This window comes from Haloarcula rubra, from assembly GCF_019599465.1.
Taxonomy (GTDB): Archaea; Halobacteriota; Halobacteria; order Halobacteriales; family Haloarculaceae; genus Haloarcula; species Haloarcula rubra.
Genome location: NZ_RKLR01000003.1, coordinates 273544 through 292648 on the forward strand (window position 1 = coordinate 273544; position 19105 = coordinate 292648).

The window sequence follows — 19105 nt, forward strand, 5'->3', positions numbered from 1 at the left end:
CATGGGAGTCGCAGTAATCGGTGCGTCGATGACGAAGTTCGGGCAGCGTGACGCCTGGATTCAGGACCTCCTCGCGCAAGCGGGCGAGGAGTGTCTCGACGACGCCGGTGTCACACCGACGGATGTAGAGCACCTGTACGTCTCGAACATGGCGAGCGGCGAGTTCGAGGGCCAGACGGGCGTGATGAACGCGCTGGCCCACGACCTCGGCGTCCTGCCGGCGTACAGCGAACGAGTCGACCAGACCTCTTCCTCGGGCGGCGCGGGCATCTACGAGGCGTGGCAGTCCGTCGCCTCCGGGGCCAGCGAGATGACGCTCCTCGTCGGCGGGGAGAAGATGACCCACAAGACCACGGGCGAAGCGACGGACATCATCGCCTCTATCACGCATCCCGCGGAGTACAAACACGGCGTGACGCTGCCGTCGTTCGCCGGGATGACGGCGCGCCACTATCTCGAACGGTTCGACGCCCCGCGAGAGGCGCTCGCGCGCGTGGCCGTGAAGAACCACAGGAACGGCGTCGACAACCCGAACGCGCAGTTCCAGAAGGAGATTACCGTCGAACAGGCACTCGACTCGCCCATCATCGCCGACCCGCTCCGACTCTACGACTTCTGCCCTATCACGGACGGGAGCGCCGCCATGATGTTCACGACCGAGGAGCGAGCGGCGGAGATAGCCGACGAGTACGCCGTCGTCTCCGGTATCGGCGGTGCGACCGACACCCACGTCGTCCACGAGCGCGAGGACCCGACGGTCATGGGCGGCGTCGTCGAGTCCAGCAAGGAGGCCTACGAGATGTCCGGTCTGAGCCCCGAGGACCTCGACGTGGCCGAACTCCACGACATGTTCACCATCCTCGAGTTCCTCCAACTGGAGGGTATCGGCGTCGCCGACCAGGGGACCGCGTGGGAGATGGCGATGGACGGCGCCACGGCGAAGGACGGCGAACTGCCCATCAACACCTCCGGCGGCCTGAAGTCGAAGGGCCACCCGCTGGGTGCCAGCGGCGTCGCACAGGGCGTAGAGATTTACGAACAACTCGTCGGCGAGGCCGGGCCGCGACAGATCGACGCGGAGACGGCGCTCGCGTGTAACGTCGGCGGGTTCGGTAACTGTGTCATCACCACCATCATGGAGGCCGCAGAATGACGCTCGAAGGAGGCAAGTGCCCGAACGGTCACGTCTCGTACCCCACGCACCCGCGCTGTCCGGAGTGTGGCGAACCGCAGGAGGAGACGTTCGACTTCTCCGACGAACGCGGCGAAGTCGTCACGTGGACGACGTCGACGGCGACGCCGCCGGGCGTCCGCCAACCGAACACGCTCGCCATCGTCGAGTTCGACGTCGACGGCGACGCGGTGCGTGCGCTCGGACAGGTGACGACGGACGACGTCGAGACGGGCGACGAGGTCGAACCGGTGTACGTCGAGGAACTGCGTGACCCCGACGTGGGCCTCAAACGCGAGAACCCGGAGAGTCAGGAGTGGGGCGGTTACCGCTGGGACCCGGTGTGAGCTAAGCCTTCGCCGCTTCTCAGCGCCGATTCGATTCTGTCGAGGCCGTCGGCCACCGTACAGTGGCCACACGGTCCCACGTGTGGGTAGACGCCGGCGAGTTCGTCGTCCTCCCAGTACGCGAGACAGACGACCGGCAGCGTGACGACCGAGTCGTCCCCGGTGAACGCGCTGTGTCGCTCGTGCCGGTCGAAGGTCGGGGCGAGCGAGCAGTCGTTCGCCGCCGCCCAGGCCTCCATCGCGGCGATGTCGTCGGCCTCTCTCGCGTCGCCGCCGGTCGAGAGGCGGTGCCAGTACTCGACGGCGACGTCGTCGAGGAGGCCTTGCTGTCGTAACGAGTCGGTTCGTCCGAGGACGCTCGCCTGTCGCCGTTCGGTTTCGTCAGGGACGGGCGACCGAAGGTACACGGTCACCCGACGAGTGTGGTTCATGGTATCGTACACCAGATGAGTGTCCTACGTCGGTTGCGGAGATAGCCGTATCGGTGTACGTACCCGGCATCGTCAGTCGGCCGTCGACGCGGTGGTCTGGCCGGTACTGGCCGGCGTCTCGTCGGTCCCCAGTGCCACGAGACAGTCACCGATAGACGTCGGCGTGCCGCCCTCGCTGCGGGGTGCGACCCGCGTCAGTTCGCCGTCCTCGTAGACGGCGAGACACATAGCGGGGAGGACCAGTTCTCTCCGTCGCTCGCCCGTCTCGGTGCTGTAACACAGGCGAACGTCGAAGAACGGGCTGAGACAGGCGCCCGTCTCGCTGGCCCAGTCCGCGAACTCGTTGTACCGGGCCCGTTCGAGACACGCACCGGCCCCGCGGAGGGGGATGCGTTTCTCCCACGTCGCCGCCTCGAACTCGTCGACGACGCCGTTGCACTGGAGTTCCTGTAACCTCGTCTCGACGGCAGTTCGACGCCGCTGGGTGGGGGCAGGTAGCTCGGTCCTGACGAACAGTTCAACCCGACGCGTCGGTGGACACTCTGTTTTCTGCATCGGTACCGTTAGGTACAACTGTGCAATAATAAAACATTATGTTTATTTTCTTACTTTTCTGTCTCGACTCACACGCCTCCGTTTTCGTCGTCGTCGCCCTCGGAACTCCCGTCCTCGGCGTCCTCTAGGTCGTCCTTGATGGATTCGAGTTCGGCGTCGACGTCGACGGGGACCTCGGAACCGCCGAACTCACCTTCGAGAGAGTCGTCGGCCCCTGCCTCGGCCAGCTGTTCGGCGAGGTCCGACCGTAGCTCGCGCGCCTCTTCGAGGAGACGACGGGCGTCTTCGTCCTGTGGCCGGCCCTCGACGGCGTCCTGCAGGTCGGTGAGTGCGTCGTCCAGACGGGCGAGTGTCGCTCTGCTCAGCGTCGTCGCGCGACGTCGCACCTCGCTCGCACCGGACCCTGTCGACGTCGGGCGGCCTTCGGCCATCCGGAGGGCACGTCGGAGGAGTTTCAGCGCCTCGATGTTCGTCTTCAGGACGAGGATGGCCGCCGGGATGGTCACGTCACTCGTGAACCGGAGCAACTCTTTCGGCGTGGGTGGGCGGGGCCGGCCGCTCTCGGTCGTCGGTTCCACTTCCGTCTCTAGGTCTCGTAGCGTCCGAACGAGGTCCGTGAGGAGGGCAGTGATGTCGTCCCCGGAACTGGCGCTCATGTCCGCACCTTGCAGGGAGAGGTACAAAAGTTCGCCGCGACGACTAGGCCAACCAAAACCCTTTTTGCTTTAGGGGGGCCTAATCTCTATCAATGCCATCGCAGACGGACGACGGCGAGGTCACGGACGGCGAGGCGGACCGCCCGAACGTCACCACCCACGAGAGCGTCAAGGACAGGACAGTGTTCACCGAAGACGGCAATCAAGAAGGGTGGATAGCCACCGACCTCACCGTCGACCTACGTCGGTAGTTCTCCAGCGAAAATCAGTTCTCGACGCGTTCTGTGTCGTTTCGAAGCCGGGAGCGACCGCTACGCAAAGAACCGCCCGTCTCAGTCCATCGCGCCCTCGACGACGAGGGTGTCGTCTTCGAGGTAGTGTTCGATGTGGTGGGCGTCTTCCTCCGTCTCGACCAGAATCTCGCGGAGAATCTGGGCCGTCGCGTGGTCCCCGAGGTTCTCGGCGAGTTCGATGTGGTCGCGGAGCGACTCGATGACGTCGCCGTACATCTGGAGGTCGTTGTGCAGCGACGTGCGGATGTCGTAGACGTCCTGCCCCTCGTACTCGACGCTCGCGTGTTCGGCTTGCTCTGCCCCACCGGCGATAGGCGCGCCACCGAGTGCCTGTGCCCGTTCGGCGATCTCGTCGGCGGCGGCCTCGACGTTGCCCGCGGCCTCGCCGAGGAAGACGTGCAGGTCACGGAACTCCGCACCTTCGACGTTCCAGTGGTGCTTCTTCAACTGATGGTACAGCGTGTACGCGTCTGCGAGGTCCTGGTTAAGCGCGTCGATAATCTGTTCGGACTTCTCTTTCTCGAGTCGGAGTTCGTTCTCTTCGACGTCACCGAACTGCTTCCGGACGTGTTCTTGCGTAGCCATAAGCAACTACGTATAGTCCCGCGACCCACTTAATACTTACTTCTTAGAAAACCAATTTTAGGAAAACCGAAAAAGAATTTCTTTATACGGCACAATCAACAGTGGTCCGCCGAGATTTCTGACCCCGCCTCTGTGGCGTGACCACCGCTCGTCGGGGTGGCGACGGCCGTCTCACGCTCCCGGCACTGTGGACTGTGCACGGTGACGGCTCCGAGCGTCGGACCGACCGGTCCTACACCGTCCGCGCCCACATGCTCGTCAGTGTTCGGAACGCCCTGGACGCTGGTTAGAGAGCCGAAAACGTTCGACGACGGTCACGCGTGCCGATGGCTCGGTCTGGTGGCGACGTGACACGTCGGTCGAACCCGCGATACGTCGGCGTCAGTCCGTCGACCCGGCGCTTCGAGCGACGACGAGCGCTACGTGTTCGGGCGGTATCGATTCTGCCGCTATGGCGCCGGTCTGTAACGTCTGTTCCTGATGGACCGCGGTCAGGGCGGTGAAGACGTCCGCTTCGAGGTCCATGTAGTCGCGAAACTCCTCCCAGACAGACGGTGGGACGCCGACGACGTACGAATCCGGCGTCCGGTGGAGTACCGGGTCGTCGAACCGCTTGCGCCACTCGTACACGAGGTCTTCGACGCCGGGATTCTCGGCCATCGTCCGCTGGTGGGCGGCGAGCGCCTCGCGCAGTTCGGCCTCGGGCACGTCGTTCTCGTCGGCGACGGTCCGAACCACCGCCTCGTCGAACACGGCAAGCGACTCCGAATCGGTCATCGACGGTGCTTCGCCGCCGACGGGCAAAAATACCCCGCTGTGGCACGCCCACGGTGCCACTCGTGTCAGTTCGAAAACCGCAGAATCACCCGATTAAACACTCATATTCCCGGTCTCTGAGATTACCTCGGCAGTTATTTGGCCGAGTGTCCGTTACCCACGACTAGAGGAATGGGACGACTATCGACGCTGTTTGCGCCGGAACGGGTCGCCGTGATAGGTGCGACCGACTCCGAGGGTTCGGTCGGTCGCGCCATCACGTCGAACCTGCTCGAATCGTTCGACGGGGAGGTCGTAGCGGTCAACCCGTACAAAGAGGAGGTGTTGGGACTCCGGTGTTACGACGAGGTGGGTGACGTCGACGCGCCAGAGCGAATCGACGTCGCCGTCGTCGTCGTGCCACCGAACGTCGCCGTCGACGCCATCCGCGAGGCCGGTGCGGCCGGCATCGACAACGTCGTCGTCATCACCGCCGGGTTCGGCGAGACCGGGAGCGAGGGTGCGGCCCGGGAACGCGACCTCCGGGCCGCGGCCGAGGAGTACGACCTCAACCTCGTCGGCCCCAACAGTCTCGGCGTCATGTCGACGCCGAAGGGGCTGAACGCCACCTTCGGCAACGAGATGGCCACCGAAGGGGACATCTCCTTCATGAGCCAGTCCGGGGCGTTCGTCACCGCCGTCCTCGACTGGGCCGCCGAACGCGACGTCGGGTTCAAGGACATCGTCTCGCTGGGGAACAAGGCCATCCTCGACGAGGGCGACTTCGTCGCCGAATGGGGCGAGGACCCGGATACCGACGTCATCCTCGGCTATCTGGAGGACATCGAGGACGGCGAGAAGTTCATCCGGACGGCCCGTGAGGTCACGCAGGACACTCCCATCGTCCTCGTGAAGTCCGGGCGAACCGACGCGGGAGCGTCGGCCGCCGCCTCCCACACCGGGGCGATGGCCGGGTCCGAGCGGGCCTACGAAGCCGGCCTCGAACAGGCCGGCACCCTCCGCGTCGAGTCCGTACAGGAACTGTTCGACTTCGCACAGATTCTCTCGGGTCAGCCGCTTCCGGAGGGCGAGGAGATAGCCATCGTCACGAACGCCGGCGGCCCCGGCGTGATGACGACCGACGCCGTCGGCGACTCGGACCTCTCGCTGGCGGAGTTCGAGGACGAGACGCTCGACCGACTCGGCGAGACGATGCCCGACGAGGCCAACATCTACAACCCCGTCGACATCATCGGCGACGCCCCGGCGAAGCGCTTCGAGATAGCGCTGGAGACGGTGCTCGAAGACGACAACGTCTCGATGGCCGTCGTGGTCGCCTGCCCGACTGCCGTCCTCTCGTTCGAGGAACTCGCCGAAGTCGTCGTCGAGAAACAGCAGGCGGCGGAGACGCCCATCGCGACCACGCTGATGGGCGGGAAGTCCGTCGGCGAGGGACAGGCGGTCCTCAGCGAGGCCGGCATCCCGAACTACTTCGACCCGGCGCGTGCGGTGGACAGTCTGGACGCACTGCGCGACTACGGGGCGATACAGGCCCGCGAGTACGAGGACCCGGCGACCTTCGACGTGGACCGCGAGCGCGCCCGCGAGATTCTGGAGTCGGCGGCCCGTCGGGACACGAACCGCCTCGGCGTCGAGGCGATGGACCTGCTCGACGCCTACGGCATCCCGACGCCGCGGGGCGGCGTCGTCGACTCGCCGAGCGAGGCACAGGCGCTCGCCGAAGACATCGGCGACGACGTGGTGATGAAGATAGTCAGCCCGGACATCCTCCACAAGTCCGACATCGGCGGCGTGGAGGTCGGCGTCCCGCCCGAGGAGGTCCGGGACACCTACGAAGACCTCGTCGTCCGCGCGCGCAACTACCAGCGGGACGCCACCGTCCTCGGCGTGCAGGTACAGGAGATGGTCGACCTCGACTCGGGCACCGAGACCATCCTCGGGATGAACCGGGACCCGCAGTTCGGGCCGCTGCTGTTGTTCGGCCTCGGTGGTATTTTCGTGGAGGTGCTCGAAGACAACACCGTCAGAGTCGCTCCCGTGAGCGAACCCGAGGCCAGAGAGATGCTGGACGACATCGACTCCGCGCCGCTCCTGCGCGGCGCCCGCGGCCGCGACCCCGTCGACGAGGACGCCCTCGTGGAGACGGTCCAGCGGCTCTCACAGCTCGTCACGGACTTCCCGGCCATCGTCGAACTGGACATCAACCCGCTCGTCGCGACCCCGGACGGGGTGCAGGCGGTCGACCTGCGACTCACCCTCGACCAGGAGGAACTATGACCGACTCGAACACGCTACTCGTCACGTCCACGGAGGAAGGTATCGGCAAGACGGCAATCACGCTCGCGCTCGCCAAGTCGGCCCAGGAGGCCGGCAACGAGGTCGGCTACATGAAGCCGAAGGGCACGCGACTCCAGAGCGCGGTCGGCAAGACCCGCGACGAGGACCCGATGCTGGCCCGGGAACTGCTCGGACTGGACGCCGAGGTCCACGAGATGGAGCCCATCGTCTACTCGCCGACGTTCGTGCAGGAGGCCATCCGCGGCCGCGAGGACCCCGACGAACTCCGAGGACGCGTCGTCGACAACTTCCAGGCCATCTCGGAGGGCACGGACCTGATGGTCGTCGAGGGGAGCGACCGCCTCGAGACTGGTGGTATCGTCGACCTGACCGACGCCGACATCGCGGAAGCGCTCGACGCGCGCGTCCTCCTCGTCTGTGGGTACGCGACCGTCGGTGACGCCGACGAGGTGCTCGCCGCGGCCCGGTCGCTCGGTGACCGCCTCGGCGGCGTCCTGTTCAACGGCGTCACCGACGCCGCGATGGACGAACTCACCGACGACGTCCTGCCCTTCCTCGAAGGGCGTGGGGTCCCGGTGTTCGGGTCGCTCCCGCGCGTGCAGGAACTCGCAGGCATCACGGTCGAAGACCTCGCTCGCAGCCTCGGCGCCGACGTCCTCACCAACGAGGCGTCGACGGGCGTCCACGTCGAGCGATTCACCGTCGGTGCGATGGGCGGCAACAGCGCACTCGACCAGTTCCGGCGCACCCGCGACGCGGTGATGGTCACCGGCGGCGACCGCTCGGAGGTCCAGACGGCGGCGCTCGAAGCCTCGGGGATCAAAGCGCTCCTGTTGACCGGTGGGTTGCGCCCGGCGAGCGCCGTCCTCGGTCGGGCCGAAGACGAGAACGTCCCCATCTTGCTCGTTCAGTCCGACACGCGGACGACTATCGACCGGGTCGAGGACGTGCTTCGGTCCGGCCGAACGCGGGACGAGAGCACCGTCGAACGGATGCAGGCGCTACTGGACGACGGCGTCGACGTCCACTCGCTCCTCCAGTTAGAGGAGTAAGGGGTCTCTTTCGCCTGCGGTTCCAAACCTCGATACCCGGGCCTTTGGATGCTCAGTTTGCATATCTCCAGTCGAAACGCACCTCGGGATTTTTCAATGTCTGACGCCATAGTGAAAGTGGAGCCGAGAGGCTCCGTAGTGTCACACGCTCGGGGACCCCCTTTCCCCGATTCGACGCCTTTGTGCGAGCGTCGGCGTCAGAACTCCCCTACTGCCGAGAGCGCCGTGGGCGGGAGGTGCTCGCGGACGCCGCTCACTGCCTCTGACGGCGCCGCGAGGTCGAGCGGCGGGAGCGTCCACACCGGGGCGTCCGTCATCCCTTCCAACACGTCGGGGTTCGTCCGCTCGGCGACGGTCGCGCCCTGGTACTCGTTGAGGACGATGCCGTGGACCGGAACCCCGTTCGCGCGCAACGCGTCGACGGTCAACCCGGTGTGGTTCAGCGTGCCCAGACCCGACCGGGCGACGACGAGGGCCGGCAGGCCGAGGTCCGCGACGAGGTCCAGTACCTCCTCGCCGTCGGCCAACGGGACTCGCAGGCCGCCGATACCCTCGACGACCCCGACGTCGTGGGCCGCGACCGCCGCTCGAACGCCGGAGCGAATCTCGTCGTACGAGAGGTCGGCGTCGGCCACGTCCGCGGCGACCTCTGGTGCCAGAGCCGGTTCGAGTCGGCGGAGACAGGTGGCCGCCGCGTCCGTGCCACACGCGTCGGCGACGAAGGCGGCGTCGTCGTCCGGCGGATAGCCCGTCTGACACGGCTTGACCGCGACGGCGTCCCGGCCGCGGGCACGGAGCCAGCCGGTCAGGCCAGCGGTGACGACAGTCTTGCCGACGCCGGTGCCAGTGCCGACGACGAACAGCCCTCGTGAGTCCGCGTCCGTCACAGCAGACCGACCTCCTCGCCGGCCGTCTCGAAGGCGTCGAGACACTGCCTGAGGTCGGCGTCCGTGTGTGTCGCCATCGGCGCGACGCGGAGACGGGAGGTACCCTCCGGTACCGTCGGCGGGCGGATGGCCGGAGCGACCACCCCGTGGTCGCGGAGTCGCTCGTCGAGTTCGAGTGCGTCCGCCCGGTCGCCCACCAGCACCGGCAGGATGTGCGTCTCGCCCAACACCTCGTAGCCCATCCCCTCGAGGCCGTCTCTGAGCGTCGCGACGTTCGCCCACAGTCTGTCGGGGTGGTCGGTCTCGCGGGCGATTCGGAGTGCCTCGCGGGCCGCGGCGGCCGCCGGCGGTGCCAGTCCCGTCGAGAAGACGAACGAGCGGGCGGCGTTCGACAGGTACTCGACCAGCGTCTCGTCGCCGGCGACGTAGCCGCCCTGACTCGCCAGCGCCTTCGAGAGCGTTCCGAGTTGGACGTCGACGCGGTCGCTGAGGGCCTCGCGCTGGACGACGCCGCCGCCGTCGCCGAACAGGCCGGTGGCGTGGGCCTCGTCGACCATCAGCCACGCGCCGTACTCCTCGGTGGCGTCACAGAGCGCCGCGAGTGGCGCGACGTCCCCGTCCATCGAGAACACGGAGTCGGTGACCACCAGCCACTGTTCGCCGTCGCCGGTCGTCGACGCTCGCTCGGCCATCTTCGCTCGCAGGTCGTCCGGGTCACAGTGGTCGTAGACGACCGTCTCGCTCGCGCCGACCCGACAGCCGTCGATGATGGAGGCGTGGTTGAGTTCGTCGGAGAAGACGACGTCTGGGGAGAGGGCGTCGATGGTCCCGACGTTGGCGGCGTAGCCCGACGAGAAGACGAGTGCTCGCTCGGCCTCCTTGCAGTCCGCGAGGTCACGTTCGAGGGCACGGTGGAGGCGCGTGTCCCCAGTGACCAGTCGGGACGCCCCCGCACCGGTGCCGACCGTTCGGGCACCCTGCTCGGCGGCGCGCTGGACTCGTCCGTCGTCGGCCAGTCCGAGGTAGTTGTTCGCCGCGAAGACGACCATCTCCTCGCCGAAGTCGGCCGCGCCGCCCTTCGGGTCATCGGCGAAGCGCGTGCGTCTGGCGACTCGTTCCGTCACGTCGAGGTGGCGGCGCAGGTCCCGACGTTCCCGTTCACGGAGGCGGTCGTCGAGGTCGAACCCGTGGGTCATCGTTCGGTGGGTGGTGCCAGCGGCCCTTAGCGGTTGGTGATGGGCGTGGCCTCGGTGCCGTGTACCGGTCAGCGGACTTACCTTTACTACCTCACCACGTGTATAGTCAACATGGACCGGGACAGCGCCGAACCGAGCGTGGACCAGTTCCCCGGCACGCGGGCCCGAGAACGCGTCGCCCACCACCACGAGGTGGCCGCGCCGGCCACGCACGTCTACGACTTCGTCTGGGACGTCACCGCCGACGCTCGCGGGCCGTACTGCCGGGACGTCGACGGGAACGTACTGCTCGACTTCACCTCGCACGTCGCCGGCGCACCGCTGGGCTACAACAACCCCCACCTACTGGACCGCCTCGACGAGTTCGACGTCGTCGACCCGACGAAGTTCGCGGGACAGGACTTCTACGCGAGTACGGGGGACCTGCCCGGCCCGACCGAACTGATGCACCGCCTCGTCGACGTGAGCCCCGACGGACTGGATACGGTCTTCCTCTCGAACTCGGGGGCCGAGGCCGTCGAGAACGCCATCAAGGTCTGCTACGACTACCGCGACGGCGCGAAGTACGGCCTCACCTTCGAGGGCGCGTTCCACGGTCGGACGCTGGGTGCGCTCTCGCTCAACCGCTCGAAGGCAGTCCACCGACGGGACTTCCCCGAGATAGCCGGGGTCACCTCCCTCCCGTACTGTGACGACCGGACCTGCGACCCGTCGTCCTGTCGGTGTGGGTACTTTCCGGACGGTGAACCGTCGCAACTCCAGCGCAAACTCGACGACGGCGGGAACGTCGACCCCGACGAGGTGGCCTACGTCATCCTCGAACCGGTGCAGGGCGAGGGCGGGTACCGGATTCCGAGCGAGGCGTTCGTGGACGACGTGGCCGCCGTCTGCTCGGAGTACGATGTCCCGCTGATTGCCGACGAGATTCAGTCCGGCGTCGGCCGAACGGGGGAGTGGTGGGGTTCGGACCACTACAGCATCGAACCGGACGTCCTCGCCGTCGGGAAGGGGCTCCGAGTGGGTGCCACGGTGGGCCGAGCAGAGTTGTTCCCCGACGAGGAGGGTCGACTCTCCTCGACGTGGGGGTCCGGCGACCTGCTGTCCTCGCTTGTGGGGACGCTCACAATCGACGTCGTCGAAGACCGGGACTTGCGCGACAACGCCGTCCAGCGAGGGGACGAGTTGGCGGACCAGCTGGCGGAGATACCGCTGGACGGGCGGACGGACGTGCGGAATCTCGGTCTGATGGTCGCCGTCGAGTTCGAGACGAAGGCCAGACGGGACGAGATGGTCGACCAGTGTCTACAGGAGGGGTTACTGACACTCGCCTGCGGGCACCGGACCGTCAGGCTACTGCCACCGCTGGACGTCCGAGAACGGGAGATTCGACAGGCCGTCGACGCCGTTCGACTGGCCGGCAGTCGATAGGTCGAGACGGGCGAGAGTGGGCGTCAGAACCCGGGCATCAGGTCCGCGGGGCCGAAGACGCCGTAGTGGCCCGCCCGGTTGTTCCGGACGCCGGCTTTCAGGTAGCCTAGCGCCGGGCCGTTGACGTTCGCCTCCATACTCGTCACGTCGTCTAGCTGGAAGGTGTTCGTGCCCGTCTCGCCGTCGAAGGTCGTGCCCGTCACCGAGACGGTCGTCGTCGTCGGCTTCTCGTCCGAGCGGACGTCCAGCACGCCGCCGACGTGGACGTCCTCGGCGTCACAGATGCCCGCTCGTTCGAGGAGGACGTCGTCGGCGTGTTCCATGTCGTTGAACTCCAGCACGCCGTCGTGGTCGTCGATGAGTTCCTCTATCTCTGCCTCGCTCATCTCGCGGGCCGTCTCGATGTCGTAGCCGTCGAGGTGGGCGATGTCCTCGCGGACGGTGCCGCGGTTGTCCTCGTACCCGCTCTTGAGGCCGACGCCCCACCAGATTTCGACCTCCTCGACCTCGACGAACGACTGGGCGGCCAGCGCGGCCGCGCCGGTCAGGAACCCGGGCGTCGCGCCGGCGCCGCAGACGAACGTGATACCCGACTCCTTCAGAGTCTCCTCCCGGTCGTCCAGCATCCCGATGACCCGCGAGCGCTTGAGCACGTCGACGAGGACGCCCTCGTAGTCGGCCTCGGCGAACCGCTCGGCGACCCGCGGGATGAAGTCGTGTTCGAGGTTCGGGAGCGCGACGAGGACGGCGTCGATGGCGTCGCTCTCCGCGATGACGTCGTCGATGGGCGTCTCCGTCGGTCGGCCCTGGTCGCTGGCGACGACGCCGGCCTGTTCGCCGTGCTGTTTGACGCCCTCGGGTGCGGCGGCCGCCCCACCGTCGGTCGCAACGTCGTCCGCTGGGCCACTGGCAATATTCCCTTCAGTGGCGTCCAGCAGTTCCTCGACGTCGAGACCGCCGTGGTCGACGGCGACGCCGTTGCGGTCACACGCCGCGACGGCGGTCAGACCGTCCTTGTGCTGGGAGACTTCGAGTGTTCGTCGACCGATACCGCCCGTGCCAAGTACTGCGAAACGTACGTCGTCCATGGTCAGTCGTCTGATTGAAGTTCCGATTTGCTCTGTGCGGTGCCTGCCGCCGTCTCGGGGTCGGTCGCGTCGTCGGCGCGTGTCTTGACCTCCTCCGGGTCGAACGTGTTGGCCTCGGTATTCGGTTCGAGACCCGCCTCTTCGACGATTTCGAGGTCGTCGGCCGCCGACTGGCCCTCGGTGGTGAGGTAGTCGCCCGTGAGGATGCCGTCCGCGCCAGCCTCCAGTGCGGCCACCTGTCCGTCCGTGTCGAGGTTCACCTCGCGTCCGCCGGTCAGGCGCACGCGGGCCTCCGGGTGGAGCAGGCGGTACACCGCGATGGTCTTGACGACCTCCTCAGTGGTGATGTCGGGGAGGCCGCGCTCGGCCATCGGCGTCCCTTCGACCGGGTTGAGGATGTTGACCGGGAGCGAGGAGATACCGATGTCCTGCAGGGCCATCGCCGCGTCGACGCGGTCGGTGGGCGTCTCGCCCATGCCGAGGATGACGCCGGCACAGAGGTCCATACCGGCCTCCTTCGCTACCTCCAGCGTCTCGACGCGGTCCTCGAAGGAGTGCGTCTGGACGATTTCGGGGAAGTAGCGCGGCGACGTCTCGATGTTGTGGTTGTAGTGGTTCAGCCCCTCCTCGGCGAGGATGGCAGCCTCCTCGTCCGTGAGGATGCCGAGGCTGGCGTCCACTTCCACGTCCGTCTCGTCGCGTACGAGACGGATGGCTTCCAGTACCTCCGCCCACTCGTCGGGTCGCTGTTCCTTCGAGACGCCCTTCTCGGCGACGACGATGCCGAAGCGCTGGGCACCGTCTCGCTCGGCGCGCTTCGCGGCCTCCAGAATCTTTTCCGGACCGAGGAAGCCGTAGTTGTCGATGCCGGTGTCGAAGTGGACCGACTGGGCACAGAACCCACAGTCCTCCGCGCAGTTACCGGCCTTGGCGTTCACGATGGAACACGCGTCGACGGTGCCGTCCCCGAGTTGCGTGCGGACGTAGTCGGCCCCGGCCGCCAGAGCGTCGACTGGCTGTGCGACGAGCGCCAGTCCGTCCCTGCGGTCGAGGCGTTCGCCGTCCAACACGCGTGCGACGGCGTCGTCTACCGTGCGGTTGCCCGTCTCGTAAACCACACGCCCAACGACAGTTGACGAGTGAATAAAACTTCGGGTGGCCGCGACTGCTCGCGTCGGCGCTGGTCACTCCCGACGCACTTCGGTGTGTGATGGGCCACTACGGACGACGTGGCCGTACTTCAGGAGCGCGACGAACACGACGCCGCCGATGATGTTGCCGACAGTCGAGAACGCGAGGAACTCGGCGTAGTCTGCGACTCCGATACCGGGGGAGACGACGACGCCCGCGACGACCTCGACGGTGCCGGCGATGCAGTGTGGCAGGTGGGCGAAGCCGATGGCCGCGGTGATGAGCCAGACGACTGCCATCCGCGAGAGCGTGCTGTCGGCCGCGGCGACGAGCCACGAGAGCAGGCCCATCAGCCATCCGGCCATGATTCCGGCGCCGACCAACGCCGCCGGCGACTGCTCGGTGTACGTCGTCGCCAGTTCGACGAAGGTGGAGGGTTCGACGACCCCCACCGCCGGGGCGACGACGACGGCGAACCACGCGAAGAACACGGCCCCGACGACGTTCGACACGTAGACGGTGCCCCAGAGTCGTCCGAGTCGAGCGACCCCGGCCTGATTGTCCAGCACCGGGAGCACCGCGAGCGTCGTGTGCTCGGTGAACAGTTCCGAGCGGCCGAGGACCACGAGGATGAATCCGACGCCGTACGCGATGCCGAGCAGGATTTCTTTGGGGAGGTGTGCGGTACCCGAGACGCCGGCGGACGTGAGGACGACGGCCATCAACAGGGGTCCGAACCCGATGTCGAGACCCGCAGACAGCGCCGAGAGCGAGAGGCCGGTGAGCGGGCGGCGGAGTTCGCTCAATCCCCGCTCTATCTGGATGTCGAGGATGTTCTCCGTCGGCATCTGCTCCTCGTCGCCCGTCTCGGCGCTCTCCCCGGACATGTACGCCGTCGTTCGGCCGACGCACTCTTCATTGGTCACACGCTAACCGCCGATAATTCCCGATTATCCGGCGACCCGGTGCGCTCTCGGCCCCAGAGTCCGGTCAGTACAGGTCGTCCAGTTCCTCGCTACTGCTCGCGTGCTCCTCGGCCGGGAACGCACCCGACTCCACGGCGTCGACGTAGTCGCTGATGGCGTCGTGCATCTCGGTGCGAACGTCACCGAACTGGTCGGCGAACGGCGGACTCGACTCGGCCAGTCCGACGACGTCGGTGAACACGAGCACCTGCCCGTCGCACTCGCCGCCGGCGCCGATGCCGATGGTCGGGATATCGATGGCCTCGGTGACCTGCGCGGCGAGGTTCGACGGGACGTGTTCGAGGACGAGGGCGAACGCGCCGGCGTCCTCGTGTGCCCGTGCGAGTTCGAGAATCTCCGCGGCCTCCTCGCGGTCGGACGCCTGCTGGGTGTACCCCGTCTGGTTGACGCTCTGGGGTGTCAGGCCGAGGTGAGCCATCACCGGGATACCGAGGTCCGAGAGCCGTTCGGTCAGGTCAAGCGTGTGGGGCCCGGATTCGAGTTTGACGGCGTTTGCTCCGGCCTCCTTGAGCATCCGACCGCAGTTCTGCACACTCTCTCCCTCGTCGGCGCCGAACGAGAGGAACGGCATGTCGGCGACGACCAGCGTCTCGTCGGTGCCACGGGCGACGGCCGCGACCCGTGAGGCCATCTCGTCGAGCGTGACCGGGAGCGTGTCGTCGTGGCCGAGGACGGCGTTGCCCATGCTGTCGCCGACGAGGAGGACGTCGACGCCCGCGTCCTCCGCGATACCCGCCGTCACGGCGTCGTAGGCGGTCAGCATCGTTATCTGTTCGTCCCCTGCCATCGCTTGCAGGTCCCGGACGGTAGTCATGTCCGAGGGCGGGCGCGCCGCGCTATTACGTGTTCGGGTCTCACAGCGGGCGGGCGACCATCTCGCCCCACGGTTCGAACCCCCAGCGGTCGTAGAACGCTCTCGCTCGCTCGTTGGACGGGTCGACGTCGAGGACCAGACGGTCCAGTGGGAGCGACTGGTCGCGGGCCACCCGCAGGGCCGCCTCCAGCAGGTCGTCGGCCACGTCGGTCCCGCGGTGGGACTCGGCGACGAACAGTTCGTTGAGGACGGCGGCGTCCCAGACGTGGGCCATCGACTCGGGGAGGACGAAGACGTAACCGACCACCTCGTCGTCGTCCGTAGCCACCTGTACGGTCCGCTCGTCCTCGCCGACACAGCGGTCGACCCACTGCAGGTACGACTCGCGGTAGTCCGCGTCGAGTTTCTCTCGGTACCGGTGGGCCTTCTCGTCGTCCCCGGTTCCGGTCCCCAGTTCGAGTTCGAACGCCTGCTTGCACTCCCACAGGGCCGCCGCGTCGCCCGCCTCGTACGGCCGTATCATTCCCCGTCGAAGAGGCCGAGGTCACGCCCGACCCGGTCGACCAGTTGGTCGAGAACCTCCGGGTCGACCTCCGCGACGGGGTCGCCGTCGTGGAGTTGCTCGTTGTGGCGGTCGACGGCCGACTCGACGTCCTCGAACGGGACCCGCGTTCGGGTGTCACAGGCCGTACAGACGACCGGAATCTCCGGCAGTTCGTCGTCCTCTGTCATCGACTGCCGGTTTGCACTGGGGGTGGAAATATCGTCTGGTCGCCGCCGAAACCGGAAGCGGCTTGCCGATGCTCTCGGAAACTCAGACCGTGCCAGCAGTCGAACAGACCGACCCGGACGGCGTCGACTTCGGATGGGTGATGCAGATTACGTTCGTGACGACCATCCTCGTCGGGTCGCCCCTCGTCGTCCTCGCGTCGTTCGGGACGACGCTGCCGACGTGGACGAGTCGGGCCCTCTTCGCTGTTCGCGTCGGTGCAGTCGTGTGGTTCCTGACCGCTGTCGGCGTCTATCTCTACGCCCGGTATCGGCGCTGATCGAACTCGCTCGCCCACTCGAAGGCGGTCCCGGCACGGCGGGCGGTCTCCGCGTCTCGCTCCGAGTCGCCGACGAACACGGTCGATTCGCGGTCTGCGTCTAGGTCGTCGACGACCCGCAACAGGCCCTCCGGGTCGGGTTTCGACGACCCGACCGAGTCGCGGCCGACGACCGGGCCGATAGACGACGTGAGGTCGTGGGTGTCGAGCGCCAGTCGACACGCCTCCTCCGCGTTCAGCGAACAGACGCCGACCGGCACGTCGTGGGGTAACCCGTCGGCGAGCGTGAGCCGGTCGGAGTTCCGTGCTCCGTCACGCTCGTAGTCGGTTATCGTCGCCTCGACGGCGTCTCTGTGGCCGGTCTCGTCGGACAGTTCCAGCATCCCCCAGAGACCGGCAGTCCCCGGGTCCACGTCGCGCGCTCGGAGGACGTTCGCGACGTCGCTCGCGACGGCGCCCCAGTCGACAGCCAACCGCACGAGCGTCCCGTCCAAGTCGTAGACGACAGCGTCGTAGGTCACGGGGGACCGTACGCCAGCGGGGCTGAAGGGTGTGTCGCCCTCAGAGACCGTCCAGCAGCGACCGCGCGACGACGTTCTTCTGAATCTCGCTGGTCCCCTCGTAGATGGTCGTCACCTTCGCGTCGCGGTAGAGTCGTTCGACGGGGAAGTCGGTCGTGTAGCCGTAGCCGCCGTGAATCTGGACCGCCTCGTTGGCGACGTCAACGGCCCCCTCGCTCGCGAAGTACTTCGCCATACTCGCGGCTTGCCGGGCGTCATCGCCGCGGTCCATCCGACTCGCCGCGTCCCACGTGAGTAGCCGTCCGGCCTGTACCGTGGTCGCCATGTCCGCGAGTTTGTGGCGAATCGTCTGGAACTCGCTTATCGGCTGGTCGAACTGCTCGCGGTCCTGTGCGTACGCCATAGCCTCGTCGAGCGCCGACTGTGCCAGTCCGACGGCCTGTGCGGCGATGGCGACGCGGCCCCCGTTCAGGATCGACAGCGCGGCGGCCAGTCCCTCGCCTTCCTCGGTGAGTCGATAGCGGTCGGGAATCCGGACGCCGTCGAAGGTGAGCGACGTGGTATCGCTGGCCCGCAGACCGAGTTTGTCCTCCTTCTCGCCGACGGCGAGTCCGTCCGTGTCTTTGGGGACCAGAAACTGCGTGACAGAGTCCGGGTCCTCGCGGTCCGTCTTCGCGAACACGACCACCACGCCCGAGCGCTCGCCGTTCGTTATCCACTGTTTCTCCCCGTCTATGACGTACTCGTCCCCGTCCCGGCGCGCGACGGTGTTCATGCCCCGCGGGTTCGACCCCGCCTGTGGTTCCGAGAGCGCGAACGCGCCGACCGGCCGGCCGTCGACCATCTCCGGGAGCCACTCCTCACAGACGGACTCGTCGCCGAACTCGGCGATACAGGAGGTGGCCAGACAGTGGACCGACAGCGCCGTGGCGACGGCCAGCGACCCGTAGGCCAGTTCCTCGTTGACGAGGGCGTAGGTCCGCCGGTCGGCGTCGAAGCCGCCGTACTCGGCCGGCGTCGTCAATCCGGTGAGGTCGACGTCGGCGAGGCGGTCCCAGACGTCTTCGGGGAACTCTTCAGTCTCGTCGGCCTCGCTCGCGGTCGGACGGACCTGTTCGGTGGCGAACTCCCTGACGGTCGCTCTGATGGCCTCCTGTTCCGGCGAGAGCTCCATACCGTCGGTATGGATGGCACTACCAAAGGTCTGCTGACGCGAAAAGCGACCGACTCAGCGTTCGTCGACGAGGTCGACGTCGAGGAACTCTTCGAGGACCGCGATCGTCGACCCGCCGACGTTGGCCTGCGTCGCACGGCCCTGTTCGACGGCCAGCACGTCGCTCTCGTCGATGTCGAGTTCGTCGGCGAGTTCGCTCGTCTGGAGCCCCCGCTCCTGCCGGGCCTCTGTCACCGTACTCCCGTAGTCGCTGACGAGGTAGGGCAGTTGGTCGCTGTCGTAATCGGCGCCCTCCTCCCAGTGTGACGCGTCGGGTTTCTGCGAGTCCTGTAACTTCGCGGTGTTCTGGGCCGCGCGCTTTCGCCGGTCGACCTCGTCGCGCGAGTCCCCGCTCGAAGACGTCGTCCGGTCGTTCTCGCCGTGGTTCTTCGCGCAGTCGGAACAGACCTGGAGGGTCGCGCCCGCGACGTTGGCGGTCTGCAAGTCGCCACCGTCGGCACCGCAGAGTTCGCAGCTCCCGCCGGCGCTGGCGCCTCCGTCGCCGGTCGAGTATTTGGCCATGCCCCCGGTAGCGGTTTCGTCGTATTTGAAACGTCCGGTTCCGTCGAATGGCACACTGTCCCGCGGCCCGTCGCAAACGAAAGCCCTTTTATTGGACCGCGGGAT

The 19105-nt window shown here is 67.0% G+C and carries 23 protein-coding genes; 7 read left to right on the forward strand and 16 right to left on the reverse strand.

Going from position 1 to position 19105, the window contains the following annotated elements:
* Window position 1 precedes the first annotated feature (1 nt).
* A complete protein-coding gene (locus tag EGH21_RS09610) occupies window positions 2-1153 on the forward strand; it encodes a thiolase family protein (protein ID WP_220618262.1) in 1152 nt (383 codons plus the stop codon).
* Window positions 1150-1518: a Zn-ribbon domain-containing OB-fold protein gene (locus EGH21_RS09615; RefSeq protein ID WP_220618263.1), complete on the forward strand. Its 369-nt coding sequence runs from the start codon at window positions 1150-1152 to the stop codon at window positions 1516-1518. The genes EGH21_RS09610 and EGH21_RS09615 overlap by 4 nt, the downstream gene beginning before the upstream one ends.
* Here EGH21_RS09615 and EGH21_RS09620 read toward each other — a convergent pair.
* The 3 genes from EGH21_RS09620 to EGH21_RS09630 all read right to left on the reverse strand — a co-directional run bounded on the left by EGH21_RS09620 (window position 1497) and on the right by EGH21_RS09630 (window position 3160).
* Entirely contained in the window at window positions 1497-1949 is a 453-nt protein-coding gene (locus EGH21_RS09620) for an HTH domain-containing protein (RefSeq protein WP_220618264.1), read from the reverse strand. The genes EGH21_RS09615 and EGH21_RS09620 overlap by 22 nt on opposite strands.
* A gap of 72 nt (window positions 1950-2021) precedes the next feature.
* The gene (locus tag EGH21_RS09625) at window positions 2022-2504 is read right to left on the reverse strand and encodes an HTH domain-containing protein (protein WP_236035490.1); all 483 of its coding nucleotides are present in this window, start codon (window positions 2502-2504) and stop codon (window positions 2022-2024) included.
* A 68-nt stretch (window positions 2505-2572) separates the two neighbouring features.
* Window positions 2573-3160 (reverse strand): DUF7547 family protein, encoded by a 588-nt coding sequence (locus EGH21_RS09630; protein WP_220618265.1) that lies wholly within the window; start codon window positions 3158-3160, stop codon window positions 2573-2575.
* A 92-nt stretch (window positions 3161-3252) separates the two neighbouring features.
* On the opposite strand from EGH21_RS09630, the gene EGH21_RS09635 reads away from it, so the two are divergent.
* Complete coding sequence (locus EGH21_RS09635; protein WP_220618266.1) at window positions 3253-3411, forward strand: hypothetical protein; 159 nt, start codon at window positions 3253-3255, stop codon at window positions 3409-3411.
* Between the two features lie 81 nt (window positions 3412-3492).
* Here the strand turns inward: EGH21_RS09635 and dpsA are convergent, their stop codons facing one another.
* Together dpsA and EGH21_RS09645 are read right to left on the reverse strand one after the other, a co-directional pair.
* Window positions 3493-4038 (reverse strand): DNA starvation/stationary phase protection protein DpsA, encoded by a 546-nt coding sequence (gene dpsA, locus EGH21_RS09640; RefSeq protein WP_220618267.1) that lies wholly within the window; start codon window positions 4036-4038, stop codon window positions 3493-3495.
* A 381-nt stretch (window positions 4039-4419) separates the two neighbouring features.
* Window positions 4420-4815, reverse strand: a complete 396-nt coding sequence (locus tag EGH21_RS09645) for a DUF8048 family protein (RefSeq protein WP_220618268.1) — start codon at window positions 4813-4815, stop codon at window positions 4420-4422.
* A gap of 171 nt (window positions 4816-4986) precedes the next feature.
* On the opposite strand from EGH21_RS09645, the gene acs reads away from it, so the two are divergent.
* Both acs and EGH21_RS09655 read left to right on the forward strand, forming a co-directional pair.
* Window positions 4987-7092, forward strand: coding sequence for an acetate--CoA ligase alpha subunit (gene acs, locus EGH21_RS09650; RefSeq protein WP_220618269.1), 2106 nt, complete (start codon window positions 4987-4989; stop codon window positions 7090-7092).
* Window positions 7089-8165, forward strand: coding sequence for a phosphotransacetylase family protein (locus tag EGH21_RS09655; protein ID WP_220618270.1), 1077 nt, complete (start codon window positions 7089-7091; stop codon window positions 8163-8165). The genes acs and EGH21_RS09655 overlap by 4 nt, the downstream gene beginning before the upstream one ends.
* A gap of 197 nt (window positions 8166-8362) precedes the next feature.
* Here EGH21_RS09655 and bioD read toward each other — a convergent pair whose 3' ends face one another.
* Together bioD and EGH21_RS09665 are read right to left on the reverse strand one after the other, a co-directional pair.
* Window positions 8363-9052, reverse strand: a complete 690-nt coding sequence (gene bioD / locus EGH21_RS09660) for a dethiobiotin synthase (protein ID WP_220618271.1) — start codon at window positions 9050-9052, stop codon at window positions 8363-8365.
* Window positions 9049-10248 (reverse strand): aminotransferase class I/II-fold pyridoxal phosphate-dependent enzyme, encoded by a 1200-nt coding sequence (locus EGH21_RS09665; RefSeq protein ID WP_220618272.1) that lies wholly within the window; start codon window positions 10246-10248, stop codon window positions 9049-9051. Before EGH21_RS09665 ends, bioD begins: the two co-directional genes overlap by 4 nt.
* A 111-nt stretch (window positions 10249-10359) precedes the next feature.
* On the opposite strand from EGH21_RS09665, the gene EGH21_RS09670 reads away from it, so the two are divergent.
* Window positions 10360-11676: a class-III pyridoxal-phosphate-dependent aminotransferase gene (locus tag EGH21_RS09670; RefSeq protein ID WP_220618273.1), complete on the forward strand. Its 1317-nt coding sequence runs from the start codon at window positions 10360-10362 to the stop codon at window positions 11674-11676.
* Window positions 11677-11699: 23 nt separating this feature from the next.
* On the opposite strand, the gene bioU is transcribed toward EGH21_RS09670, so the two are convergent.
* From bioU to EGH21_RS09700, 6 genes are all read right to left on the reverse strand, one after another.
* A complete protein-coding gene (bioU, locus tag EGH21_RS09675) occupies window positions 11700-12764 on the reverse strand; it encodes a (S)-8-amino-7-oxononanoate synthase BioU (protein WP_220618274.1) in 1065 nt (354 codons plus the stop codon).
* Between the two features lie 2 nt (window positions 12765-12766).
* Window positions 12767-13882: a biotin synthase BioB gene (gene bioB, locus EGH21_RS09680; RefSeq protein WP_220618275.1), complete on the reverse strand. Its 1116-nt coding sequence runs from the start codon at window positions 13880-13882 to the stop codon at window positions 12767-12769.
* Between the two features lie 66 nt (window positions 13883-13948).
* On the reverse strand, window positions 13949-14782 hold the full coding sequence (locus EGH21_RS09685) for a formate/nitrite transporter family protein (protein ID WP_236035491.1): 834 nt from the start codon (window positions 14780-14782) through the stop codon (window positions 13949-13951).
* 103 nt (window positions 14783-14885) lie between these two features.
* A complete protein-coding gene (panB, locus tag EGH21_RS09690; RefSeq protein ID WP_220618276.1) occupies window positions 14886-15695 on the reverse strand; it encodes a 3-methyl-2-oxobutanoate hydroxymethyltransferase in 810 nt (269 codons plus the stop codon).
* Between the two features lie 40 nt (window positions 15696-15735).
* A complete protein-coding gene (locus tag EGH21_RS09695) occupies window positions 15736-16218 on the reverse strand; it encodes a GNAT family N-acetyltransferase (protein WP_220618277.1) in 483 nt (160 codons plus the stop codon).
* Window positions 16215-16427, reverse strand: a complete 213-nt coding sequence (locus EGH21_RS09700) for a DUF8149 family protein (protein WP_220618278.1) — start codon at window positions 16425-16427, stop codon at window positions 16215-16217. Before EGH21_RS09700 ends, EGH21_RS09695 begins: the two co-directional genes overlap by 4 nt.
* Window positions 16428-16516: 89 nt before the next feature.
* Here EGH21_RS09700 and EGH21_RS09705 point away from each other — a divergent pair, with 89 nt between their 5' ends.
* Entirely contained in the window at window positions 16517-16744 is a 228-nt protein-coding gene (locus tag EGH21_RS09705) for a DUF5822 domain-containing protein (RefSeq protein WP_220618279.1), read from the forward strand.
* Here EGH21_RS09705 and EGH21_RS09710 read toward each other — a convergent pair.
* The 3 genes from EGH21_RS09710 to EGH21_RS09720 are packed head-to-tail and all read right to left on the reverse strand — an operon-like array spanning window position 16723 to window position 19000.
* Window positions 16723-17265 (reverse strand): HAD family hydrolase, encoded by a 543-nt coding sequence (locus tag EGH21_RS09710; protein ID WP_220618280.1) that lies wholly within the window; start codon window positions 17263-17265, stop codon window positions 16723-16725. The genes EGH21_RS09705 and EGH21_RS09710 overlap by 22 nt on opposite strands.
* A 40-nt stretch (window positions 17266-17305) precedes the next feature.
* A complete protein-coding gene (locus tag EGH21_RS09715; protein ID WP_220618281.1) occupies window positions 17306-18439 on the reverse strand; it encodes an acyl-CoA dehydrogenase family protein in 1134 nt (377 codons plus the stop codon).
* Between the two features lie 54 nt (window positions 18440-18493).
* The gene (locus tag EGH21_RS09720; protein WP_220618282.1) at window positions 18494-19000 is read right to left on the reverse strand and encodes a helix-turn-helix domain-containing protein; all 507 of its coding nucleotides are present in this window, start codon (window positions 18998-19000) and stop codon (window positions 18494-18496) included.
* Window positions 19001-19105 lie beyond the last annotated feature (105 nt).